This window comes from Streptomyces sp. NPDC029122, assembly GCF_055569445.1.
In genome coordinates this window covers 123,622-147,100 of the sequence record NZ_JBVHWK010000019.1, presented here as the reverse complement: position 1 = coordinate 147,100, position 23,479 = coordinate 123,622, and the positions used below count along the sequence as shown (strand labels likewise).

General features: G+C 74.8%; 16 protein-coding genes and 1 pseudogene. 8 read left to right on the top strand and 9 right to left on the bottom strand.

The features are described 5' to 3' along the window. The first annotated feature begins 538 nt into the window (after positions 1–538). Together ACZ4WZ_RS22355 and ptsP are read left to right on the top strand one after the other, a co-directional pair. Positions 539–988, top strand: coding sequence for a PTS sugar transporter subunit IIA (locus ACZ4WZ_RS22355; protein ID WP_467892797.1), 450 nt, complete (start codon positions 539–541; stop codon positions 986–988). Between the two features lie 80 nt (positions 989–1,068). Next, positions 1,069–2,739: a phosphoenolpyruvate--protein phosphotransferase gene (gene ptsP / locus ACZ4WZ_RS22350; protein ID WP_467892796.1), complete on the top strand. Its 1,671-nt coding sequence runs from the start codon at positions 1,069–1,071 to the stop codon at positions 2,737–2,739. Between the two features lie 84 nt (positions 2,740–2,823). Here ptsP and ACZ4WZ_RS22345 read toward each other — a convergent pair whose 3' ends face one another. Further along, positions 2,824–3,750, bottom strand: coding sequence for a hypothetical protein (locus tag ACZ4WZ_RS22345; RefSeq protein ID WP_467892795.1), 927 nt, complete (start codon positions 3,748–3,750; stop codon positions 2,824–2,826). Between the two features lie 58 nt (positions 3,751–3,808). Next, entirely contained in the window at positions 3,809–5,785 is a 1,977-nt protein-coding gene (locus ACZ4WZ_RS22340; protein WP_467892794.1) for an acetoacetate--CoA ligase, read from the bottom strand. Between the two features lie 212 nt (positions 5,786–5,997). Here ACZ4WZ_RS22340 and ACZ4WZ_RS22335 point away from each other — a divergent pair. Together ACZ4WZ_RS22335 and ACZ4WZ_RS22330 are read left to right on the top strand one after the other, a co-directional pair. Beyond that, positions 5,998–8,354 (top strand): annotated as a pseudogene (locus ACZ4WZ_RS22335) (glycoside hydrolase family 31 protein). Positions 8,355–8,460: 106 nt separating this feature from the next. Continuing rightward, positions 8,461–9,039, top strand: coding sequence for a hypothetical protein (locus tag ACZ4WZ_RS22330; protein ID WP_467892792.1), 579 nt, complete (start codon positions 8,461–8,463; stop codon positions 9,037–9,039). Positions 9,040–9,205: 166 nt separating this feature from the next. Here ACZ4WZ_RS22330 and ACZ4WZ_RS22325 read toward each other — a convergent pair whose 3' ends face one another. Further along, positions 9,206–9,727 (bottom strand): NUDIX domain-containing protein, encoded by a 522-nt coding sequence (locus ACZ4WZ_RS22325; protein ID WP_467892790.1) that lies wholly within the window; start codon positions 9,725–9,727, stop codon positions 9,206–9,208. A 23-nt stretch (positions 9,728–9,750) separates the two neighbouring features. Here ACZ4WZ_RS22325 and ACZ4WZ_RS22320 point away from each other — a divergent pair, with 23 nt between their 5' ends. Genes ACZ4WZ_RS22320 through ACZ4WZ_RS22310 form a run of 3 tightly spaced genes read left to right on the top strand, consistent with a single transcriptional unit; the run spans position 9,751 to position 12,140 of the window. Beyond that, on the top strand, positions 9,751–10,464 hold the full coding sequence (locus ACZ4WZ_RS22320; protein WP_467892789.1) for a M15 family metallopeptidase: 714 nt from the start codon (positions 9,751–9,753) through the stop codon (positions 10,462–10,464). Between the two features lie 33 nt (positions 10,465–10,497). After that, positions 10,498–10,953 (top strand): Zn-ribbon domain-containing OB-fold protein, encoded by a 456-nt coding sequence (locus tag ACZ4WZ_RS22315; RefSeq protein WP_467892788.1) that lies wholly within the window; start codon positions 10,498–10,500, stop codon positions 10,951–10,953. Continuing rightward, positions 10,950–12,140, top strand: a complete 1,191-nt coding sequence (locus tag ACZ4WZ_RS22310) for a lipid-transfer protein (protein WP_467892787.1) — start codon at positions 10,950–10,952, stop codon at positions 12,138–12,140. Before ACZ4WZ_RS22315 ends, ACZ4WZ_RS22310 begins: the two co-directional genes overlap by 4 nt. 216 nt (positions 12,141–12,356) lie before the next feature. Here ACZ4WZ_RS22310 and ACZ4WZ_RS22305 read toward each other — a convergent pair whose 3' ends face one another. From ACZ4WZ_RS22305 to ACZ4WZ_RS22290, 4 genes are read right to left on the bottom strand one after another with little or no spacing between them, the layout of a single operon-like run. Beyond that, positions 12,357–12,983 (bottom strand): GTP-binding protein, encoded by a 627-nt coding sequence (locus tag ACZ4WZ_RS22305; RefSeq protein ID WP_467892785.1) that lies wholly within the window; start codon positions 12,981–12,983, stop codon positions 12,357–12,359. Next, entirely contained in the window at positions 12,964–13,395 is a 432-nt protein-coding gene (locus ACZ4WZ_RS22300) for a DUF742 domain-containing protein (RefSeq protein ID WP_467892783.1), read from the bottom strand. The genes ACZ4WZ_RS22305 and ACZ4WZ_RS22300 overlap by 20 nt, the downstream gene beginning before the upstream one ends. 10 nt (positions 13,396–13,405) lie before the next feature. Then, entirely contained in the window at positions 13,406–13,843 is a 438-nt protein-coding gene (locus tag ACZ4WZ_RS22295) for a roadblock/LC7 domain-containing protein (protein WP_388943788.1), read from the bottom strand. Next, positions 13,840–16,665, bottom strand: coding sequence for a nitrate- and nitrite sensing domain-containing protein (locus ACZ4WZ_RS22290; RefSeq protein ID WP_467892781.1), 2,826 nt, complete (start codon positions 16,663–16,665; stop codon positions 13,840–13,842). The genes ACZ4WZ_RS22295 and ACZ4WZ_RS22290 overlap by 4 nt, the downstream gene beginning before the upstream one ends. A gap of 373 nt (positions 16,666–17,038) precedes the next feature. Between ACZ4WZ_RS22290 and ACZ4WZ_RS22285 the strand changes: the two genes are divergently transcribed. Beyond that, positions 17,039–17,425, top strand: a complete 387-nt coding sequence (locus ACZ4WZ_RS22285; protein WP_467892780.1) for a hypothetical protein — start codon at positions 17,039–17,041, stop codon at positions 17,423–17,425. A gap of 62 nt (positions 17,426–17,487) precedes the next feature. Here ACZ4WZ_RS22285 and ACZ4WZ_RS22280 read toward each other — a convergent pair whose 3' ends face one another. After that, a complete protein-coding gene (locus ACZ4WZ_RS22280; protein WP_467892779.1) occupies positions 17,488–22,293 on the bottom strand; it encodes a hypothetical protein in 4,806 nt (1,601 codons plus the stop codon). A 64-nt stretch (positions 22,294–22,357) separates the two neighbouring features. Next, complete coding sequence (locus ACZ4WZ_RS22275; protein WP_467892778.1) at positions 22,358–23,263, bottom strand: hypothetical protein; 906 nt, start codon at positions 23,261–23,263, stop codon at positions 22,358–22,360. Between the last annotated feature and the right edge of the window lie 216 nt (positions 23,264–23,479).

The window sequence follows — 23,479 nt, the reverse complement described above, 5'->3', positions numbered from 1 at the left end:
AGGAACGGACGCTTCCTTTGTACTCACCCTCGCGGGCTTTCCTCCGGGCTTTCGTTCTGTTCTTCGTTCTTGCGTTTCCGACTCTATCAGACTCTTTCGCGTCCGATTTCCGCGGCGCTTTCGAGGTCCTGCGCTTTCGCGCTTTCCCTTTCCGGCGGTCCCGACTCTACCAGTGGATTTCCGTCTCTCCGACCGCTTGCCGTTTCGCCTCGAGGGCACACGGAAAGGATCAAGTGGAGATTGAAATGATCACTGGTTGAGGAGGAGTCCCGTCCCGACTGTTCGCGAGGTGTTCACGCGGTCCGTCCTGGCGGGACTCACGACTGTACATCTCCCGTGGGGGCGCAGGCAAATCGAATCAGGCGTATGGTCTAGTCCACCGGTCTAGTCCACTAGTCTCCGTGCGGAAGGGACAGCCCGGAGCGGGATCAACATCGGGCGAACCCGCACAAGCCGTGACATATCCTTCTGACGAGTACGCCGTTCGCAACACATAGTGACGGCGGCACCAAGAAGCCCCACCCCCTGGGAGGCCCCCATGACCATCGTGACGTCCCCACTCGCCGGGCGCGCCATCGGACTCGCGGCAGTGCCCGATCCGGTGTTCTCCGGCGCGATGGTGGGACCGGGCACCGCCATTGACCCCGTGCGCGAGGCGTCGGAGGCGGTGTCCCCCGTCGACGGTGTGGTCGTCTCCCTGCACCCGCACGCGTACGTGGTCGTCGACAGCGAGGGCCACGGCGTTCTCACCCACCTCGGTATCGACACCGTCCAGCTCAACGGCGAGGGCTTCGAGCTGCTCGTCAACAAGGGCGACACCGTCACCCGCGGTCAGGCCGTCATCCGCTGGAACCCCGCCGCGGTCGAGGCCGCCGGCAAGTCGCCGATCTGCCCGGTCGTGGCGCTCGAGGCGACGGCCGACTCCCTCGGCGGCGTCATGGAGGACGACGACGTCAAGGCCGGAGACCAGCTCTTCAGCTGGCAGTGACGCGGCCGCCCGCACGGGCGGGCCGGAGTCGGATATCCATCGCGGCGGCTGGATCCGCCGCTCAATCGGAGACGGGTGAAATGGAGACAACGCTGCGAGGCGTCGGCGTGAGCCACGGTGTGGCGATCGGCGAGGTCCGGCACATGGGTACGGCTGTGCTCGAACCGCCGGCGAAGCAGATCGCCGCGGACGAGGCGGAGCGCGAGCAGGGGCGCGCCCGTCAGGCCGTGGAGGCTGTGTCGGCCGACCTGATCGCGCGCGGCCAGCTGGCCGGCGGCGAGGCCCAGCACGTGCTCGAGGCCCAGGCGATGATCGCCACGGACCCCGAGCTGATGTCGGACGTCGACCGGCGGATCGTCGTCGGCAGCACCGCCGAGCGCGCTGTCTACGACGCGTTCGCCTCCTACCGCGATCTGCTCGCGGGGGCCGGCGAGTACATGGCCGGGCGGGTGGCCGACCTGGACGACGTACGGAACCGGATCGTGGCGCGGCTGCTGGGCGTGCCGATGCCGGGCGTGCCGGACAGTGACGAGCCGTACGTGCTGATCGCGCGGGATCTGGCGCCCGCCGACACGGCGCTGCTGGATCCTGCCCTCGTGCTCGGGTTCGTGACCGAGGAGGGCGGGCCGACCAGTCACAGCGCGATCCTGGCGCGGGCGCTGGGTGTGCCGGCGATCGTGGCCCTGCCGGGCGCGGGAGAGATCGCCGAGGGTACGGTCATCGCCGTCGACGGCAGCACCGGTGATCTGTACGTGGAGCCCACGGCGGAGAAGCGGGCCCAGCTGGCGGCCGCGGCGGCGGAGCGGAAGGCGGCGCTGGCAGCCTCTTCCGGTCCGGGTGCGACCTCCGACGGCCACAAGGTGCCGCTGCTGGCCAACGTCGGCGGGCCGGCGGACGTGCCGGCCGCGGTGGAGGCCGGGGCCGAGGGCGTGGGCCTGTTCCGCACGGAGTTCCTGTTCCTGGACGACAGCAAGAAGGCGCCGTCCGAGGAGAAGCAGATCGAGTCCTACCGCAAGGTGCTGGAGGCGTTCCCCGAGGGGCGTGTCGTCGTACGGGTGCTGGACGCGGGCGCCGACAAGCCGCTGGACTTCCTGACGCCGGCGGACGAGCCGAACCCGGCGCTGGGCGTGCGCGGTCTGCGCACGCTGCTGGACCACCCCGAGGTGCTGCGGACGCAGCTGTCCGCGCTGGCGAAGGCCGCGGAGGGGCTGCCGGTCTACCTCGAGGTCATGGCCCCGATGGTGGCCGACCGCCAGGACGCCAAGGCGTTCGCGGACGCCTGCCGCGAGGCCGGTCTGGTGGCGAAGTTCGGGGCGATGGTGGAGATCCCCTCCGCCGCGCTGCGGGCGCGCTCGATCCTGCAGGAGGTGGAGTTCCTGTCGCTGGGTACGAACGACCTCGCGCAGTACGCCTTCGCCGCCGACCGGCAGGTGGGTGCGGTGTCGCGGCTGCAGGACCCCTGGCAGCCGGCGCTGCTCGACCTGATCGCGATGTCGGCCGAGGCCGCCGCCGCGGAGGGCAAGAGCTGCGGTGTGTGTGGTGAGGCCGCTTCGGATCCGCTGCTGGCCTGTGTCCTGACGGGTCTGGGGGTCACCTCCCTGTCGATGGGCGCCGCCTCGATTCCGTACGTGCGGGCGACGCTCGCCAAGTACACCCTCGCGCAGTGCGAGCGGGCGGCCGCAGCCGCCCGCGCCGCTGACAGCGCGGAGGAGGCGCGGGTGGCCGCGCAGGCGGTGCTGTCCGGCGAGTGACGGGCGGTACGTGGTGGTCGTCCGAGGGGCCTTCGCCGGTGGCGGGGGCCCCTCGGGCGTTTCCCGGTGCGGGTGCCGGGCGGTCTACTCGCGGTGCGGGCCGGGGACGTCCACCTCGTAGCCGGGGCAGTATTCGACTCCGGGCTCCGGCGCTACGGGGTCGCCGGTGTCGGCGTCCGTGCAGTAGGCGTCGAACACGGCCGCGGCGGTGAGGGCCACCAGGCGGCCGCGGTCGAGGCGCCAGCCGTGGACCCGGTCGCGGAAGCCGTCGGTGGTGCTCCGCAGGACCAGTCCCCCGGCGCCGCCGAGGGCGAGTCCGGCGGCGAGGACGGTCACGAAGTCCAGGCCTTCGCGGCCCTGGATCCGGGGGCGGCCGCCGGGCTGTCCGGCCGCTTCGGCGTGCAGGACGGCGATCAGCTGCTGCTCCTCGGCGGGGACGCTGCACACCAGGTGGTGGTGTCCGGGGCCGGCTCCGGCGACGAGGCGTTCGAGCATGTCGGCGGCCCGTTCGAAGGAGGCCTTGCCGATGTCCTCGCCGCAGTCCGCGCAGGCTCCGACGCCGGCGAGGAGCTCGGTGGCGTACTCCCAGGTGGACTGCCGGACGGCTTCGTCGACGAGGAGCGGTACGAGTTCCTCGACGGGCTGGCCGGCGTAGGGCAGGGTCGGGCCGCCGGCGAGCTCGGCGGTGAAGCGGGTTCGGGTGCGGGGGCTGTCCGGGTCGAGGCCGTGTTCCGCGCAGTACTCGGCGTACTCCTCGGGGTCGAAGAGGGCGACGGTGGTGTGGATGCCCTGGGCGGCGAGGGAGCGCAGCAGGGCGTCGACGTGGTGGAGGTAGTCGGCGTACTCCTCGTGCTGGTCGAAGCCGAAGGTGCGGTAGTCCCGCATGGCCGCGAAGTCCCCGGGGTCGGTGAGGAGCCCGACGGTGCTGGGGACCTCGCGGCGCAGTTCACGGCGGCGCGAGGTGGTGGTCCTGCGGTTGGTGGTGTGGGGTGTGTCGGGTGTGGCGTTCATGGTCTCCCCCTGAGCGTGCGATCACTTGCTCACTCACGGTAACCACTGCCACTGACAGTCACCTCCGGGTACGGCCGAGCTCCTCGTAGAAGGCGAGCAGCTCCGGGTTGTCGACGGAGCCGGGGTTGACGGCCTTGGCCATCGGGGTGCCCTGGAGCAGGCGCTTGACGGGGACCTCGATGCGCTTGCCGGTCAGGGTGTGCGGGACGGCCGGGATCTCGATGACCTCGTCGGGGACGTGGCGGGGCGAGAGCTGCTCGCGGATGGTGGCGGCGATCTTCTTGCGCAGGGCCTCGTCGAGGGTGGCGCCGGGGGCGAGGTGGACGAAGAGGGGCATCCAGTAGCCGCCGTTCGGCTCCTCCAGGCCGATGACCAGGGATTCCTTGATCTCGGGGAGGCGTTCGACGACCTCGTAGATGTCGGCGGAGCCCATCCGGACGCCCTGCCGGTTGAGGGTGGAGTCGGAGCGGCCGTGGATGACGACGGAGCCGTGGTCGGTGATCGTGATCCAGTCCCCGTGGCGCCAGACGCCGGGGAACATCTCGAAGTAGCTGTCGCGGTAGCGGCTGCCGTCCGGGTCGTTCCAGAAGCGGATCGGCATGGAGGGCATGGGGGCCGTGACGACGAGCTCGCCGACCTCGCCGGTGAGGGGCTTGCCGGCCGGATCCCAGGACTGGAGGTCCGTACCGAGGCAGGCGGCCTGGAGCTCGCCGATGTGGACGGGGAGGGTGGGTACGGCGCCGGCGAAGCAGCTGCACACGTCGGTGCCGCCGCTGACGGACGCGATCCAGAGGTCTTCGGCGACCTCCTCGTGGAGCCAGCGGAAGCCGTCGGGGGGCAGCGGGGAGCCGGTGGTGGCGACGCACTTGACGGCGGAGAGGTCGAAGTCGCGGGAGGGGTGGACGCCGGCCTTCTTGCAGGCCATCACGTAGGCGGCGGAGGTCCCGTACAGGGTGGCACCCGTGCGCTCGGCGATCCGCCACTGGGCGCCGGTGTCGGGATGGCCGGGACTTCCGTCGTACAGGACGACGGTGGTGCCGGTGAGCAGGCCGGAGACGAGGAAGTTCCACATCATCCAGCCGGTGGAGGTGTACCAGAAGAACCGGTCCCCGGGCCCGAGGTCGCAGTGGAGGCCAAGCTGCTTGAGGTGTTCGAGGAGGATGCCGCCCTGGGACTGGACGATGGCCTTGGGCGCTCCGGTGGTGCCGGAGGAGTAGAGGATCCACAGCGGGTGGTCGAAGGGGACCGGCTCGAAGACGGGCTCGGCGGAGGAGGAGGTCAGCTCCGACCAGGCGCGGGTGCCCTCGGGGGCGGGGGTGCCCAGGAGCGGGACGTGGACGACGGCGCGCAGCGAGGGGAGGCCTTCGCGGAGCTCGGCGACGGTCTCGCGGCGGTCGTGCTCCTTGCCGCCGTAGCGGTAGCCGTCGATGGTGAACAGCACGACGGGCTCGACCTGCTCGAAGCGGTCGAGGACGCTGCGGGCACCGAAGTCGGGTGCGCAGGAGGTCCACACTCCGCCGACGGCGGCGGTGGCGAGGAAGGCCACGGCCGCTTCGGGGATGTTGGGGAGGTAGCCGCTGACCCGGTCGCCCGGGCGTACGCCGAAGGCGCGCAGTTCGGCGGCGAGGGAGCCGACCTGGCGGCGGAGCTCGGCCCAGGTGACGGGGGTGGGTTCGTGGGTCTCGTCGACGCGGAGCAGGGCGGGGTCGTCGGCGCGGGCCGGGTCCTCGGCGGCGCGCAGGGCGTGCTCGGCGTAGTTGAGGGTGGAGCCGGTGAACCAGCGTGCGCCCGGCATGGAGCGGTCGGCGAGGACCTCCTGGTAGGGGGTGCTGAAGCGGACCTGGAACCACTCGGCGACGGCCTGCCAGAAGGTGTCGAGCTCGTCGACGGACCAGCGCTGCAGGGCCGGGTAGCCACCGTCGGCGGGGGCTCCGAAGCGTTCGGCCGCCCAGTCCTGGAAGCGGGTGACCTGGGCTCCGGCGATCCTGTCGGGGCTCGGGGACCAGAGGGGTTCCGGCTGGGTGGCAGAGGTCATGGGTCGGCTCCCGGTCAAGTCTGGCGCTCGCGCTTCGTGTGCGTACGGCGCCGTCGCGGCGTCGGTGTGCGCGCGGCGGCTCACAGGGGACCATGCCACGTGATCGACATCCGCACCAGAGCCGTCCCGGACCGTACGGGTTGATCGTTTTCCGGGTGAACGGCAGTTGAACGCCGCCCGCGCGGCCGGGGTCCGGTGGCAGGGTGACCGGCATGGACGGTCGTGATCTGGTGCGTGCGGTGGGGGAACTCGGTACGGCGCGCGGGCGGCGGGCCTGGCGCTCGGCGTGGCGCCACCGGCGGGCGGACGCCGAGGGGCTGCCGCGCCGGGGCGCGGAGCGGGCGCGGGTGCCGGGCCTGCTGACGGGTACGGAGGCCCGGCCGGGCGGGGGTGTGCTGCGTTTCGCGCGCAGTGAGCTGCTGGTACGGGTGACCGTGGGCGGTGCGGTGTTCTGGGGCTGGGACGGGGCGGAGCCGGTGCCGTCGTACGCGGTGGTGGGCGGCGGCCCGGAGCCGGATGCGCGGGCGGTGCTGGAGCCGGACACGGACGGCGGCTGGCGGGTGGTGTCGGAGCGGGTGACGGTGGCGGTGTCCCGGCAGGGCGCGGTGGAGGTGCGGACCCCGGGCGGGGCGGTGCTGCGGCGGGAGCTGCCGCCGCGCTGGTGGGACCCGGCGGAGGGCGCGCGGGGGCCGGCGGAGGGCGGTTCCCGGTGGCTCCAGCGGGCGGAGGTGCCGGCGGACGCGCGGTTCTTCGGGCTGGGCGGCAGGGCGCGGGGGCCGCGGCTGCGGGACGGTGAGTACCGGCTGTGGAACACCGATCCGAAGGGCGGGTTCGGGCCGGACACGGATCCGCTGTACATCACGATGCCGGTGCAGGTCGTGGTGGCGGACGCGGGGACGCACCTGGCGTTCTACGACAACCCCTGGGAGGGGCTGGTCGTCCTGCGCGGGGGTGAGGAGGGGGCCGGTTCGGGGCCGGACCGGCCGGGGGTGAGCGAGCTGCGGCTGGAGGGCGGGCCGCCGAGGTGCTGGGTGCTGGTGGGGACGCCGGCGCGGGTGATGCAGGGGTGGGCGGGGCTCACGGGGGCGGCCGCGGTGCCGCCGGAGTGGGCGCTGGGTTACCAGCACGCGCGGTGGGGGTTCGGGAGCGGGGCCGAGGTGCGGCGGGTGGTGGCCGGGTACGAGGAGCGGGGGCTGGCGCTGTCGGCCGTGCACCTGGACATCGACCACTACGACGGGCACCGGGTGTTCACCGTGGACCGGGAGGCGTTCCCCGATCTGCCGGGGCTGGCGCGGGAGGTGGGGGCGCGCGGGGTACGGCTGGTGTCGATCGTCGACCCGGCGGTGAAGGCGGGGGACGCGGTGCACTCCTCGGGCCGGGCGGTGGGGGCGCACGGGGCGTTCGTACGGGACGCCCGGGGCGGGAGGTGCGGGGCGAGGTCTGGCCCGGCGAGTGCGCGTACCCGGACTTCACGGACCCGGCGGTGCGGGAGTGGTGGGGCGGGCTGTACGAGGAGCGGCTGGCGCAGGGGTTCGCGGGCTTCTGGCACGACATGAACGAGCCGGTGTCGTTCGCGCCGTGGGGGGACGCGACGCTGCCCCGGTCGGCACGGCACGCGTTGGACGGGGCTGGCGGGGACCACCGGGCCGGGCACAACGTGTACGGGCTGCTGATGGCGCGGGCCGGCTGGGAGGGTCTGGTGCGGCTGCGGCCGGCCGAGCGGCCGTTCCTGTTCTCCCGGTCGGGGTGGGCGGGCATGCAGCGGTACGGGGGCACGTGGTCCGGTGATGTGGAGAGCAGCTGGGAGGGGCTGCGGGCGTCGCTGGCGCTGGTGCTGGGGCTCGGGCTGTGCGGGGTGCCGTACTCGGGTCCGGACGTGGGGGGCTTCGGGGGGTCTCCGTCGCCGGAGCTGTACCTGCGGTGGTTGCAGCTGGGGGCGTACCTGCCGTTGTTCCGCACGCATTCGGCGCTCTGGGCGGGGCGGCGGGAGCCGTGGGAGTTCGGGCCGGAGGTCGCGGAGCGGGCCGGTGCGGTGCTGGCGGAGCGGGAGCGGCTGCGGCCGTACTTCGTGACGCTGGCCCATCTGGCGCGGCGGACGGGGGCTCCGTACGTGCGGCCGGTGTGGTGGGGGGCGCCGGAGGACCGGCGGCTGCGGGACTGCGAGGACGCGTTCCTGCTGGGGGACGCGCTGCTGGTGGCGCCGGTGCTGGAGTGCGGTGCGGACCGGCGGGCGGTGCGGCTGCCGCGGGGGCGCTGGTACGACACGGCCACGGGGGCGGCGTACGAGGGGCCCGGGCAGGTGCTGTTCGACGCCCCGCCGGGGCGGATGCCGGTGCTGGCGCGGGCGGGGGCGTTGCTGCCGGTGCGGCGGGGGAACGGGGAGGTGGGCCTGGAGGCGTGGGCTCCGGCCCGGGGGCGGACCGGGGGCGGGGTGGTGATCCGGGATCCGGGGCCGGGGTTCGAGCCGGGCGAGGTGGAGCGGTACACCGTGCGGTGGGCCGGTGAGGCGGTGGTGGTGGAGGACGAGGCGGGGGGTGTGGTGAGCGGGGTGGAGGTGCGGGGCCTGTAGGGCGAATCGGCCCTATGGGGCGTATAGGTCCGGCGGAGGGGGGTCGGGGATCCTGCGGGCGGCGGCGGGTCCGCCGCCGCCGGTCCGGTTGAGCAGGGAGTGTGTGATGGTCTTGACGAGCCCGGCGCGGGCGTACGCGCCGGACCGGTCGGCGCTGGGCCGACGGGTGCCGGCCACCGTGCGGCGATGGGACCGGGTGCCGGGTTCCGAGGTGGTGGGGGCGTGGCAGGCGCTCACGGTGGGGGCCCTGCTGGTGGTGACCGGGGTGGTTCCGGCCGGCTCGCCTTCCGAGGTGGGGGTGGCCGCGGCTTCGCTGGGCGTGGCGGGCTTCCTGCACGGGCTGCTGCTGGTCAAGGCCCTCGCGGTGCTGGGCCGCTGGACCGCCCGGATGAGCGCGTGGCCGCGGCCGGTCGCGGTGGGGGTGCTGGTGGCCCCGGTGTCGGCGCCGGCGGCCGCGCTGGTGCGGTGGTGGCTCGGGGCGCAGGGCGTTCCCGTCCCGGGCTTCGGGGTGGTGTGGGCCGGGTGTGCGGCGGGTGCGCTGCTGCCGCTGGCGGTCGGTGCGGTGCTGCGGGGGCGGGCGCGGCCCTTACCCGCGGGGGCGCTGTGGGCGCGGGGCGCGGTGGTCGCCGGGACGGTGGTGGGGGTGGTCGGGCTGGCGTCGCTGCTGATGGAACTGCCCGTGTAGGAGGGGATCGGGGTGCGCCCGAGCCGGGTGGGCGAAGGGGGGCCCGCCCCGCTGCGGGGCCGTTCGCCGTCAGGGCGAGTGCGGGGGCACGGCGTCGCGCCCCTGGGGTGGACCGGCAGCCGGTCGCTGAACCGGTGGAAGCGGCTGCCGAGCGAGATCGCCGTCCTCAGGCGCCCTGCCGGGCGTAGTGGCCCGCGAACCAGGAGGCCGCCGCGCGCGTGTGGAGGGGGAAGGCCAGTTCCGCCGGGGAGCGCAGGAGGTGCCAGCCCGTCGTCTCGTCCGTGGCGGCCGAGGCCGGGAGGGCCGAGGCCGGCCGCGTCGGCAGGAGGCCGAAGACGAGGAGGTGGCCTCCCGGTGAGCTGAGGACGTCGGCGAGGGCCACGTCGGAGGCGGGGGCCTCGATGCCCGTCTCCTCGCGGAGTTCGCGGACCACGGCCGTGCGCCAGTCCTCACCGAAGTCCATGAACCCGCCGGGCAGCGCGATGCCGCCCAGGGCCGGCTCGATGGTGCGGGTGACGACCACCAGGCCGGTGCCGGCGGCGTCCTCGGCGGGGAGCAGGGCCACGGCCACCGGGAGCGGGTTGCGGTAGGTGACGGCGCCGCACGCGGGGCACGTACGGGGCCAGGAGTCCGTGTCGAACAGAGCTCCGCAGGTGGAGCAGTGCGAGTCCCTCAGCTGTGCCGGCATGCGGCGATGGTAAGCCAAGGGGCATGAGGATGCTGGTGGTTGCGGCGGTGCTGGCGGTGCTCCCGGGGGCCTCGGCGGGGATCCCGGGGGCCTCCGCGGGGGTCCCGGGGTTCGTGGCGTTGCGGGACGTGGATCCGAGCATCGTGGAGGACATGCGGTACGCGGGCCCGCGGAACTTCACGGGTGCGGCCGTGGACGGCTACGAGGAGCCGGTGTGCCTGCTGGCCCGTCCGGCGGCCGCGGCCCTGCGGCGGGCGCAGCGGGAGCTGCTGCGGTCCGGGTACGCGCTGAAGGTGTACGACTGCTACCGGCCGCAGCGTGCCGTGGACCGGTTCGTGCGCTGGGCCGGCGACCCGGCCGACCAGTCGACGAAGGCCGAGTACTACCCGGAGCTGGACAAGGAGCGACTGATTCCGGAGGGGTACATCGCGGCGAAGTCCTCGCACAGCCGCGGGAGCACGGTCGACGTGACGCTGGTGGCGCTGCCTGCGCGGCGGGAGCTGGACATGGGGACGGCCTTCGACTTCTTCGGACCGCTGTCGAACACGGACGATCCGCGGGTGACGGGCGCGGCGCGGGAGAACCGGCTGCTGCTGCGGCGGGTCCTGGAAGGTCAGGGTTTCGTGAACCTGCCCCAGGAGTGGTGGCACTTCACCCTGCGGCCGGAGGCGTTCCCGGAGACCGCCTTCGACTTCCCGGTCTCTGTCGCGGCGGGACGGCCCGTGGCAGACTTCTGACGCTTCGTCAGATAACGCTGCCCGGGAGGGGACTTGGAACGCACACGCACACCCGTGGTGAGCGGGTGGTTCACCGATACGGGCGCCGGAGGCGGCTTCCGCCTGCTCGGCACCCGGTGCTCCGCCTGCACCTCGGTGTTCTTCCCGCGCGAGGACGCGTACTGCCGCAATCCGCACTGCCCCGGCGGCGGCGAGCTCGCCGAGGTACCGCTGTCCCCTCGCGGCCGGGTCTGGTCCTACACCGACGGGCGGTACCGCCCGCCGGCCCCGTACGTCTCCGACCCGGGCGCGCCCTGGGAGCCGTACACCCTGGTCGCGGTGGAGCTGGAGGCGGAGCGGATGGTCGTGCTCGGGCAGGCCGCGCCCGGGGTGACGGTGGCCGACCTGACGGTCGGCATGGAGGTGGAGGTGGTCGCCGGGGTGCTGGACGAGGACGCCGGGACCACCTGGCTGACCTGGTGGTTCAAGCCGGTGGAGGGGGCGCGGTGAGCGAGGACGTGGCCGTCCTGGGGGCCGGCATGCACCCGTGGGGCAAATGGGGCCGCGGCTTCGTCGAATACGGGCGGGCCGCCGCCCGGGCCGCGCTCGCCGACGCCGGGCTGGAGTGGACCGACGTGGAGTCCGTCGTCGGCGCCGACACCGTGCGCGGCGGCTACCCGGGCTACGTCGCCGGGGCCACCTTCGCGCGGGCGCTCGGCTGGCAGGGAGCCCGCGTCACCAGTGTGTACGCGGCCTGCGCCTCCGGGGCCCAGGCCATCGGGGCGGCCCGGGCGCAGATCCTCGCCGGGCTGGCGGACGTGGTGCTGGTGGTGGGCGCCGACGCCGCGCCCAAGGGCTTCTTCGCCCCGGCCGGGGGCGACCGGCCGGACGATCCCGACTGGCTGCGGTTCCGGATCCTGGGGGCCACCAACCCCGCCTACTTCGCGCTGTACGCCCGCCGCCGGATGGCCCTGCACGGGGACACGGCGGAGGACTTCGCGCTGGTCAAGGTGAAGAACTCGGCGGCGGGGGCGCACAACCCGAACGCCCGTTACCGCAAGGCGGTCACCGCCGAGGAGGTGGCGGCCTCGGCGGTGGTGGCCGATCCGCTGCGGCTGCTGGACATCTGCGCCACCTCGGACGGGGGCGCGGCGCTGGTGCTGAGCAGCATGGACTTCGCGCGGGCGCGCGGGGTGACCGCCCCGGTGCGGATCCGGGCGGTGTCGACGGTGACGCCCACGTATCCGCGTACGGTGCTGGACCTGCCCGACATCGCGACCGACTCGGCGGCCGCCGTCGTGCCCGCGGCCGGTTCCTTCCGGGCCTCGATCGCCCGTGCCGCGTACGAGGAGGCGGGGCTGGGGCCGCGGGACCTGTCGCTGGCCGAGGTGTACGACCTGTCCACCGCGCTGGAGCTGGAGTGGTACGAGGACATCGGGCTGTGCGGTGAGGGCGAGGGGGCCAAGCTCGTACGGGAAGGGGCGACGGCGCTCGGAGGGCGGGTGCCGGTCAACGCGAGCGGCGGGCTGGCCTCCTTCGGGGAGGCGGTGCCCGCGCAGGCCATCGCCCAGGTGTGCGAGCTGACCTGGCAGCTGCGGGGTACGGCCGGCGCCCGTCAAGTGCCGGGGGCACGGGCCGGGATCACCGCCAACCAGGGGCTGTTCGGGCACGGTTCGGCGGTGGTCGCCGTGCGGTGAGCGCCCCGGGGAAATGCTGCCGTCAGGGTGCTTGACGACCCCGGGCGGCGGGTTCACACTCGCTCCACGGTCCCGCGCTACCGGGACCCCCCGACCCCCCATGAGAGCTGCGGCCCGTACCCCAGTCGGCGGGGGTACGGGCCGCCTCCACGTGGGGACCCGGCGGGGCCGGACCGTCGAAGGCCCGCCTGGCCGGCGCCGCTTCGACGACAGGGCCTAGGACGAGGCGCTCATGGTCCGGCGGCGGGCCCGGGCGAGGGACATGGCGTGCTCCACGACTCCCACCAAAACGTCCTTGACGGACTCCCGGTCGCGGGCGTCGCAGAGCAGCACCGGCACCTCGGGGTCGAGGTCGAGCGCCTCCCGTACGGTCACCACCGGGTGGCGGTCGGCCCCGTCGAAGCAGTTGACCGCGACGACGAAGGGGATGCCGCGCCGCTCGAAGTAGTCGATGGCGGCGAAGCAGTCGGCGAGCCGGCGGGTGTCCGCCAGCACGACGGCGCCCAGGGCGCCCTGTGCCAGCTCGTCCCACAGGAACCAGAAGCGGTCCTGTCCCGGCGTGCCGAAGAGGTACAGCACCAGGTCCTCGCGGAGGGTGATGCGGCCGAAGTCCATGGCCACGGTCGTGGTGCTCTTGCCCTCCACTCCCCCGGTGTCGTCGATGGCGGCACCCGGCTCGGAGAGCCGCTCCTCCGTCCGCAGCGGACGGATCTCGCTGACCGCGCTGACCAGGGTGGTCTTGCCCACCCCGAAACCGCCCGCGACCAGGATCTTCAGGGTCAGCGGCTCGACCGGCGACACGGCATGCATCGCGCCGGTGCGGCTAGAGCGCCCGAAGGCCATCGATCACCTCTCGCAGAATGGATTCATCGGGCAGTTCGGCCGGCGGGACCGGCCGGGTCACGTGGACCAGCTCCTCGTCGACGAGGTCGCCGATCAGGACCCGGACGACGCCGATGGCGAGGTCGAGGTCCGCGGCGAGTTCCGCGACCGACTGGGGGCGTTCCCGGCACAGCCCGAGGATGTGGGCGTGTTCCGGGGAGAGGGTCATGTCCCAGACCGGATCGTCGGCGGCCGCTTCGGCGACGACGAGGGCGATCAGGTCGAGGCGGTGCTGGGCGGCGTGGCTGGTCCGGCCGCGGGTCATGGCGTACGGGCGTACGACGGGACCCGCGTCGTCGTCGAACCAGTGCGGGTGGCCGGTCTCGGGCGTCGGACGGTCGGTCGTGGGGTGGTCCTGGCCTGGATCGCTCATGCCGTCCGTCTCACCCTCCGGCTGGCAGTCCGGAGCGCGGGGCGGTCGCCAGGTGGTCGCCTACGCGCTTGACCATGAGCGTCATCTCGTACGCGACCTGGCCCACGTCGGAGTCGGAGTCGGAGAGCACGGCCAGACAGCTGCCGTCGCCCGCGGCCATGACGAAGAGGAAGGCCTCGTCGAGCTCGACCACCGTCTGGCGCACCCGCCCGGAGTCGAAGTGGCGGCCGACGCCCTTGGCCAGGCTGTGGAAGCCGGAGGCCACGGCGGCCAGGTGCTCGCTGTCCTCGCGGGTCAGGTCCTTGGAACTGCCCGTCGGCAGGCCGTCGCCCGAGAGGACCACCGCCTTGCGGATGCTGCCGACCTTGTCGACGAGCTCGTCGAGGAGCCAGTTGAGCGGGCCGGAGCCACGGCCCCTGGTGTCGTTTACGGTCTGCGGTGCGGTCATCGACCGTCCCCTTCGTTCTCGTGCGCGGGACCGGCGCCGGAGCGGCCGGCCTCGGTCTCGGACTGCTGCTGTGCGTGCTGGTCGCGGCCCGCCGTCCAGCCCCGCTGGAGGGCGGACATGCGCGTGCGTACGTCCTCCGCGTCCCGGTCGGTCACCGGGTCGTCGGAGGGCTGCGCCGCGGCGGGAGCCGCGGCGTTCTTGAGCTGGGGTGCGAGGTTCGCCTGGCGGACCCGGCGCGGCAGCCCTCCGGGGCCGGGTGCGGGGCCGCCCGCCGCGGCGGGCTCCTCGGCGGTGGTACGCGGCTGCGCCGGGCCCTTCACGGCGGCCGGGCGGGGCTCCACCCGGCGCCCGTGCTCGGCCACCAGGGTGGGCGCGGGACGCCGCCGGGGCAGCGGCACGGTTCCGCCGGCCTGGGGGCCGTCCGGGTGGGCCGGCTCGGGGCGGGAGCTCTCCAGGCGGACCGGGCCGGTGGGGGGCAGCGGCTCCCGCTCGCGGTCACGGTCGGGCTTCCAGGGGCCGCGCTCGGCACGCCCCCCGCCGTGCGGGTGGCCGCGCAGGGGCCGGTCCGCGGAGCCGGTGCCGAGGAGGGCGCTGCGCGGGATCCCGCCGGGCGGGGTCTCGTCGTCGAGGGTGGCCATGGGCGGGCGGCCGCCGACACCGGTGAGGCCGGTGATGCCGGTGAATCCGGTGGCGGCCTCGTCGAGTCCGGCGGGGTCGTCGAGACCGTCCGGGCCGAGGAGGCCGAGGGAGCCGAGGGTGTCCTCGAGCTCGACCGGGCCGTTGAGCACGCCGGCGGGCAGCCGGCGGGCCGACTGGGCCCGGTCGACGGCGGTCCGCCCGGGCCGCGCGGAACTCTTGGCCCCCGGGCCGGTCCTGACGCCCCGGACCCCCTTCACGGCGTCGAGGCGGATGCCGCTGCCGTTGGTGTCGGGGGCCTCGGTGAGGAGGTCGGCCGGGAGGAAGACCACCGCGGTGGTGCCGCCGTACGGGCTGGGCTGGAGGACGACCTTGACGTTGTGGCGGCGCGCGAGGCGGCTGACCACGAACAGGCCCAGGCGGTCGGTGTCGGAGAGCTCGAACTCGGGGGTCTCGGCGAGCCGGAGGTTGGCGTCGAGCAGCGCCTCCGGGTTCATGCCGAGGCCGCGGTCGTGGATCTCCAGGGTGAAGCCGTTGGCGACGCGTTCGCCGTGGACCTGGACGGCGGTGTGCGGGGGCGAGAACACCGTCGCGTTCTCGAGGAGTTCGGCGACCAGATGGGTGACGTCGGCGACGGCCGGGCCCTCGATGCCGATGCGGGGCAGGCGCCGCACCTCGATCCGCTCGTAGTCCTCGACCTCGGCCACGGCGGCCCGTACGACGTCCATGAGCTGGACGGGCTTGCGCCACTGCCGGGAGGGCGCGGCTCCGGAGAGGATCACCAGGCCTTCGGCGTGGCGGCGCATGCGGGTGGTCATGTGGTCGAGGCGGAACAGGTCGGCGAGTTCCTCGGTGTCCTCGGTGCGCCGTTCCATGGTGTCGAGCAGGGTCAGCTGGCGGTGCAGCAGCACCTGGTTGCGGCGGGCGAGGTTGACGAAGACCTCGGACACGCCGCGGCGCAGCTCGGCCTGCTTGACGGCGGCCTCGACGGCGGCGCGCTGGAGGCTGTTGAGGGCGAGGCCGACCTGGCCGACCTCGTCCTTCTCGAACTCCAGGCGGGGTGCCTCGGTCTCGACGTCGACGGTCTCTCCGGCGGCGAGGCGGCGCATCACGCTGGGCAGCCGGACGCCGGAGGCCTCGTGGGCCTCCTTGCGGAGCCGGGAGAGGTCACGGATGAGGTCGCGGCCGATGCGCACGGACATCACGAGGGAGAAGGCGAGGGCGAGGAAGCCGAGGACGCCCGCGACCGCGGCCTGGACGAGGACGCCGACGGCGATCGGTTCGACGCGCTTCTGGTAGCGGTCGCCGGCGGCGGTGCCCATGGTGGCGAGGTCGCCGAGGACCTTGGTGGCGGCCTCGTCCCACTGGGCGGCGGTGATGCGGGGGTTCTTGCCGGCGCCGCCGGTGATGAACCGTTCCTCCGCGTCGCGCAGCGCCTTGGTCTGGGGGCCGTTCCAGTACTGCTGGAAGAGCTTGCGGTCCTCGGCCGGCAGGATCGCGAGGTTGAACTCGTACAGCAGGCCGCGGTTGGCCGCGAAGTCGGAGACGCGGCGGACGTCGCCGGCGGCGACGTTGCCGGCGGCGAGGGCGGAGGCGACGACCGCGTCCTCGCGGGAGAGGGTCTCCCGGGCGCGGGTGATGCCGACGAGGGCGCGGCCCTGCTGGTCCATCTCGACGTTCTCCAGGGCGTGGAGATTCATCAGGAACTCGTAGCAGGGGTCGACGAGCCGGCTGTAGAGCTCCAGGGCCTGGGCGGGGCTGAGCGACCCCTGGTCGACGGAGCGGCGCAGCGCGGTGATGCCCCGGAAGGCTTCGGTGATCGACCGCAGGCGCTGGCGGGCCTGCGGGCTGAGCTCGTCGGTGACCTGGGGGTCGAGGGCGTTCGCGGTGATGGAGCGGACCATCGTGTCGGTCGCCGTGCGGCTCTTGGTGAGTTCGGCGGTGGCGGCGGCGGCGCGCGGGTCGCCGAGGACGACCAGGGTCTGCCTGCGTTCCTTCTGGACGACGCGTACGACGTCCTCCATCGGGTAGCCGACCTTCTTGATGACGTACGCGACGTCGAGCAGCTGTAGTGCCTCCCGGCCGGTGATGACCGTGGAGAAGCCCCAGAGGGCGGTCAGGGAGACGAGCGGCACCAGGAGCAACGCCACGATCTTCCGGCGGATGGACTTCCCGCGAAAGCGCATGGCCTCCCCAGCCTCCCCCAGCTCAACCCCGTTGTACGAGGTCGGTGTTCCGTCATTTAAACGGCGTGAGCCTACTACTGCCACGGCGCGGCTTCGCAGGGGTGTCCGGACGTTTTCGGCCTGCCCTTCGGACGAAGATCACCAGTTGTCCGATACTTCCGGTCAAGTCCGCGCCGATATGTGGCAGATGACACGTGGTGGGGTATCAGGTCCGTTGTTCGAACGGATGGCTGGAATTCTGTGTTCCGGGTCCGGTATACGGAACTTTCCGGGTGCTTCCCGTCGTCTGACGGACAGGGCAGGGAATGGCGGTGCGGGGCGGGCGGGCGCGTGGCGCGGCATGGCGGACCGGCGGCCGGGAAGTGAGCGGACCATGAGGATGTACGAAGAGGACGGCGCGGCGGTCGAGGCCGCGGGGCGGGGCCTGTGGGTGGAGGAGCCGGCCCGGCGGCGCCGCATGCCGGACCCGGTGCGGTCGTCGGCCGTGCGGGCGGTGCTGATCGTGGCCGTGACGCTGACGGAGGCCACGATCACCTTCTTCCTCGCGCTGACCGGGTCCTGGCTGGCCTTCCCGATGGTGCTCATCGGGATAGCGGCCACCATCGTGGCCACCTGGGCGGTGCTGGACGTGTGGATCACCCGGCAGATGTGGAACCAGCGCCACGGCGTCCTGTCGGAGCCGAGCAGCGCGGCGCGCGAGCCCTGGCGGGGCCGCATACCGGGCCACGAGGGCCGCCTGACGGCCCCGGGCCGGGGGTGATCCCGGCCCGGGAGGGCGTCATGCGGAAGGAACCGGGGTAGTCGTCCCGGCCCGGGAGGGCGTCATGCGGAAGGGGCCGCGCCCGTGCGGCGGAACATGCGGGTGGCGGTGATCTCCCCGTGGATCGTCTCGCCTTCCGGGGACGGCTGCGGCAGGCCCGGGCGCAAGTGTTCCTCGACGCTGATGTACTTCAGGCCCGCGCGCAGATCGGCGTCGTTGCGCAGCCGGATGACCAGCGGGAACTCGGCGAGGGCCGTGGTGTCGAAGAGGCCCGTCGTGTACAGCAGCTGGACCCCGAGGGCGTCCGAGACGGCCCGCTGGAGCTCCAGCAGGTACGTGGCGTTCGCGCGCCCGATCGGGTTGTCGAGGAACAGCGTGCCCGCGTGACGGTGCTTGTCGCGGCCCCGGTCGTTGCTGCGCAGCGCGGCCATCGTGCAGTAGAGGGCGATCGCGGCGGTGAGCAGCTGGCCGCCGGAGAAGACGTCGCCCATCTGGCCGACGGGGACGCGCTCGGCGCGCAGCACGGCGTCGGGCTTGAGGATCTCGACGGAGATTCCCTTGGGTTCGAGGGCGGCCTGGACGCCCCGCAGGAGCAGGGACATGCCGTCGCGGCGGCCCTCTCCGAAGGCGGCGTTCTTCTTCACTGCCGTGCGGGTGGCCTCGTCGATGACCTCGCCGAGCCGCTCGGTGAGCGTGGCCTGGTCGGGCTCCTCGAAGCGGATCCGCAGGAACTCCTGCCCCGACCACTCGCCGAGCCCCTCGGGGAGCTGGGAGAGGCGCTGGGCGGAGCGGAGGGTGGCCAGGGCGGATTCCACCAGGCCGCGCAGCCGGTCGACGATGCTGTCGCGGTTGCGCTCCAGCTGCGCGAGTTCGTCGGTGAGCACGCGCAGCCGCGGGGCGAACGCGGCCGCCCAGGCGGCGGCGTGCTCGGGCAGGGCGGAGGCGGGCAGCTCCCGGATCTGCTGGCGCGCGGGGGTGCGTACCTGCTCGTAGCGGTTGGCGTTGGCGTGCCGGACCAGGACGTCGCCGGCCTCGCGCACCGCGGACTCGGCGGCGGACAGGTCGGCGGCGCAGGCGCGCAGGGAGCGGCGGGCCTCGGCGGCGGACTGCCGGGCCTCCTCCAGGGTGCCGTGGTGGGCCGCGGGCTCCTGCTCGTCCTCCGGGTGGTTCTGGTCGCGCAGCAGGTCCCGCAGGAGGGCCGCCGTCTCGTCGAAGCCTCCGGCGCCGTCCTCGGCGGCGCGGTGGGCGCGCAGCAGGTCGGCGTGGGCGGCCCGGGCGGACTCCACGGCCGCGGAGTGCGCGGCGAGCTGGGCGGTGGCGGTGCGCAGCAGGCCCTGGGCCTGTTCGACGTCGGCCGGGATCAGCTCCTCGGGCAGCTCGGTGTGCGCGTCGCCCTCGGCGGGGGCGTGCCGTTCGGCTTCGCCGCGCAGCCGGCCGAGCTGCTCGCTCGCGGCGGAGGCACGGGATTCCAGCATCTGGACGAGGGCCTCGGCTCGGGCGGCGGCGGCCTGCCGGGAGGGGCCGTCGGCTCCGTCGGTGCCCTCGAGGAGCTGGGCCGCCCGGGTGCGGACCTTGTTGGTGAGCCGGTCGAGTTCGGCGAGGGCGGCGCTCTCGTCGCTCTCGGCGCGGGCCTGTTCGGCGCGCAGGTCGGCGCCGACGCCGACCTTCTCGTACAGCCGGGAGGCGGCGCGGTAGGCCTCGCGGAGGTCGGGCAGCGGCGGCCGGTGCCCGTCGGAGCCGCCGGCGTCCTCGGGGAGGGGCTCGGGGGCTCCGGCGATCTCGGCGCGTTCGGCGCGCAGGGCGCGGGCGGTGCGGCGGGCGTCGTCGGCCGCGCGCTGGGCGGCGCGGCGGTCCTCGTCGGCTGCGCGGGCGCGGTCGAGGCAGGCCTCGGCCCGGGCCTCGGACTCGGCGGCCTCCTCGGTGAGTTCACGGACGCGGGCCTGCCAGCCCGAGCGTTCGCGCAGGCGGTGGGCGAGGCCGGCGAGGGCGTCGGCGGCGCGGCGGGCGCGCTGGGCGGTGTCCTGGCGCTCGTCGCGGACGCGGGCGGCGTCCGCGGCGGCCTCGTCCGCCTCGGCGCGTACGGTACGGGCCTCCGCGAGCTCGGCGTCGGCCTCCTCGGCGAACGCCCGGGCGGCGGCGGCCTGCCGCGCCAGTTCGGCGAGACGGCCGGGCGGGCAGCCGGTGCGCCAGGAGGCGAGCCGGGCGGCGAGCTCCCGGTCGCCGGCGAGGCGGGCGGCCAGGTCGCGGATCTCGGTGTCGCGGGCGGTGGCGCGGACCCGCAGCGCCTGGCGCTCCTCGTCGGCGGCGTGCTCGTCGTGCATGGCCGGGTTCGGCGGTACGAGGAAGACGGCGTCGTCGGGGCCGGCGGCCGGCGGGACCGGCGCCAGCAGGGCGGCGGCCGTGCCGACGGCGACGGTGGAGCGGGGCAGCAGGGCGGCGCCGGAGAGCACCTCGCGGGCGCGGGTGTGCGTGTCGGGGTCGGTGATGACGACGCCGTCGACGAGTTCGGGGCGGGCCGTGAGGACGGCGGCGTGGTCGGCGGGGTCCACGGACTGGGCGAGGTAGCGCCAGCCGGGCAGGGCCGGGATGCCGTGCTCGCCGAGGTACTCGACGGTGGCGAGGACGTCGGGGCCGGGCGGCAGCAGGCCGCCGTCGCCGAGCGCGCCGAGGATGCGGGCGTCGTCCGCGGCGGCGGTGCGCAGCTCGAACAGCTGGCGCTCGGCGGAGCCGACGGTGTCGGCCAGCAGTTCGCGGAGGGTGTCGGCGTTGCGGTCGAGGTCCTCGGCGGTGAGCCCTCCGGCGGTGAGTCCGGCGGCCTCGGGGCGGCCCGGGCCGCCGGCGGTCGCGGTGGCGGTGGTGCCCGCGCGGCCGGGGGTGCCGCCGCTCGCGGCCGGGACGGGTGCGGCCGCGCCGTGGCCCGCCGCCCCGCCCGGCGTACCGGAACCCGTGGGGGCCGCGCCGGATCCGGCGGCGGAGTCGGCGGCCCGGCCCGCGCGGGGGTGCGGCAGGAAGGTCTCGGGGACCGGCGGGAGGCCCAGGAGCTCCGCCAGGCGCGGTGACGCGGCCAGGGAGCCGGCCGCGCGGTGCTCCGCCGCGTGGGCCGCCTCGGCCGCGTCGGCGGCGTCGGCGGCGCGGGCGGCGGTGAGTTCGGCGCGGGACTCGGCGGAGGCGGCCTCGCGGGCGGCCTCGGCGGCGCCGCGGGCGGCCTCGCGGGCCTCGTCCCAGGCGGCCACGGCGGCCTTCTCGGCGTCGCTGGCCGCGAGCGCGGCGCGGGCCGGGTCGGCGTCGGGCGCGGTGTCGTCGAGCCAGCCGGCGCGGACGGCGTCGGCGGTCTCCTGCTCGACCTCGGTGAGGCGGGCGCGCAGGTGCTCGGCCTCGCTGCGGGCGCGCTGGGCGGCGGTGGCCGCCGAGGTGGCGTCGCGGTGGGCGGTCTCGCCGACGGCCTGCAGTTCGGCGGAGCGCTCCTCCTCCTCGTTGGCGGCCCGTTCGCCCTGCTCGGCGGCGGTGTGCAGGGCGCGTACCAGTTCGGCGGCGGCGGTGGCGCGGGCGGCCAGCGCGGGGGCGGCGTCGCGTTCGGCCTCGAGGATCGCGGCGGCGACGCGGGCGGAGCGGTCGGCGGCGGCGCGGTGGCGCAGTACGGTCTCGGCGGCCTGCCAGGCCGAGTGGAGGGTGCGGGCTTCGAGGAGCTCGCGGCGCTGGGCGGCGGCGGCCTTGTCGGCGACGGTCAGGGCCAGGGAGGCGTGCCGGTAGGCGAGTTCGGCGGAGACGGCGGCGCTGCGGGCGCGCTGGGACTCGGCGGCGGTGACCTCGTGGGCGGCGTCGGTGACCCGCTGGGCGAGGTCGGCGGCGCGGCCGCGTTCCTCCGAGGCGCGGGCGGACAGCCGCCGGGCGAGGGAGCGGGTGCGGCGCTCGGCTCCGGCGTGGACGTCGCGCAGCCGGGAGCGGGTCTCGGCGGCCTCCACGATGCGGTTCAGGAGGTCCACGGAGCCGGCGGTGAAGTCGCGTTCGGCCATCAGCTCGGCGCGGCGGCCGAGTTTGTTGCCGAAGCCGTGGACCAGGTCGGCGAGGCCGTCGGTGTCGCGGGTGTCGGTGACGGCGCGCAGCAGCAGGTCGGTGAAGTCGGAGTCCTTCTTGACCGCGAAGAGCCCCGCCGCCTCGCCCTCGTCGGCGTTCATCTCGCGCTGGTAGCGGAAGAGTTCGGGGTCCAGGCCGAGTTCGGTGAGGTGCTCGTTCCAGCGGTCGTGGATCTCCTCCCAGTACACCTCCAGGTGCGGGTACGCCTTGCCCGCCTCGGTGAGGGCGTCGCGGAAGCCCTTCATGGTGCGGCGGCGGCCCTGGGCGCCGGAGGCGCCTTCGACGGGCGGGCGGACGGAGGTGGCCTCGGCGACCGGGAGGTTGTCCAGGCTCAGTCCCGGTCCGGGGCGGAAGGAGTACCAGGCCTCGGCGAACTTGCGCGGGTCGTTGGAGACCTGGCGGCCGCGCCACTCGCTGACCTTGCCGACGACCACGCATTCGCCGGTCTGGGTGTGCTGCCATTCCAGGGCCACGTGGCCGCAGTCGTCGGCGAGCAGGAACTTGCGCAGGACGCCGGAGCTCGCGCCGCCGAGGGTGTTGCGGTGGCCGGGGAGCATCACCGAGAAGATCAGCTTGAGCAGGACGGACTTGCCGCCGCCGTTCTCCAGGAAGAGGACGCCCGCGGGCGCGGGGCGCCGGGGCGGGCCGGTGGGCTCGTCCTCGAAGAACTCCGCCTGGGCGGGCGCCGGGTGGGGCACCGGTTCGCCGACTCCGCGCAGGTCGAGCACGGTGTCGGCGTAGCGTGCGCCGGCGGGCCCGATGGAGTAGAGGCGGATCCGGGACAGCTCGTACATGGCGGCGGACTCTCGTTGCTTCTCGGTGTTCTCGGTGCGTTCTCGGTACGGAACGGCAGGTGGATCAGGCGTGGAACGGCAGGCCGGCGTCGGCCGCGAGCTCCAGGTCGTCGCCCTCGGGCGGCGGCAGGAGGGTGGCGGTGCCGTCGCTGACGGGGACCACGCCGAGTTCCAGCAGTTCGGCCATGGCCGCCGTGCCCGCCATGTCGCGGACCTGGAGCTGGTAGCGGGGGGTGGTGCGGTAGGTGCCCCCGGCGTCGTCGCCGGTGCGCTGGAGGAAGCCGGATTCGGTGAGGAAGGCGGCGGCCTTGCCGACGATGCCGGTGGTGGAGCCGGCCAGCCGGCGGGCGTCCTTGGTGGCGCCGGTCGCGCTGCGGCGGGAGTAGACCCGCCAGGCGGCTTCCAGTCCGGGGGCGTCGGAGGCGGGGTCGGTGTTCTCGCCGAGCTCCTCGGCGCGCTCCTCCAGGCGGCGGCAGGTCTGCCGGACGAAGGCGTCGACGCCGTTGACGGTGACCCGGCCGATGTAGCCGTCGTCGGCGAGGTCCTCGGGGCGGGGGAAGGCCAGGGCGGCGACGGCGAGGTGGGCGAGGCCGTGCAGGAAGCGGTCGCCGCCGTCGGCGGAGGTGCGGCGGGCGTAGTCGCCCATGCGGACGGCGAAGACGGAGTCCTCGCCCGCGGCGACGGCCATCCCGGCGCGCGGGGACACCTCCAGGACGACGAGGCCGAGGCCGGTGGCGACGGCGTCGGCGAGCCGCCCGAAGGCGGGGTCCTCGCGGTAGCGCCGCAGCAGCTCGGCGTACTCGGCGTCCCGGGCGGGGAGCAGCTTGGGCTGGAGCCCGAACCCGACGAGCCGGGCCGCGTCGGCGGCGTCGGCCGGCGTGAGGGCGGCGGCGGCCTGGGCGGGCGCGGCGGGGGCCGACGGGCCGTCGGGCTCGCTCCACGCGGGGTGCTCGGCGTGGTGGTCGCTCACGGGTGGGTCTCCTCGGCGGTGCGGTGGTGCTCGAACGGTGGTACGGGTGCGGCCGGCCCGGGCCTGCGCCCCCGCGGGGTACCGCCGGTGGGCGGGCCGTACGGCGGGCGGGGGAGGGGGGGGGGGGGGGGGGGGGGGGGAGGGGGGGAGGGGGAGGGGGGGGGGGGGGGGGGGGGGGGGGGGGGGGGGGGGAGGGGGGTGGGGGTGGGGGGGGCG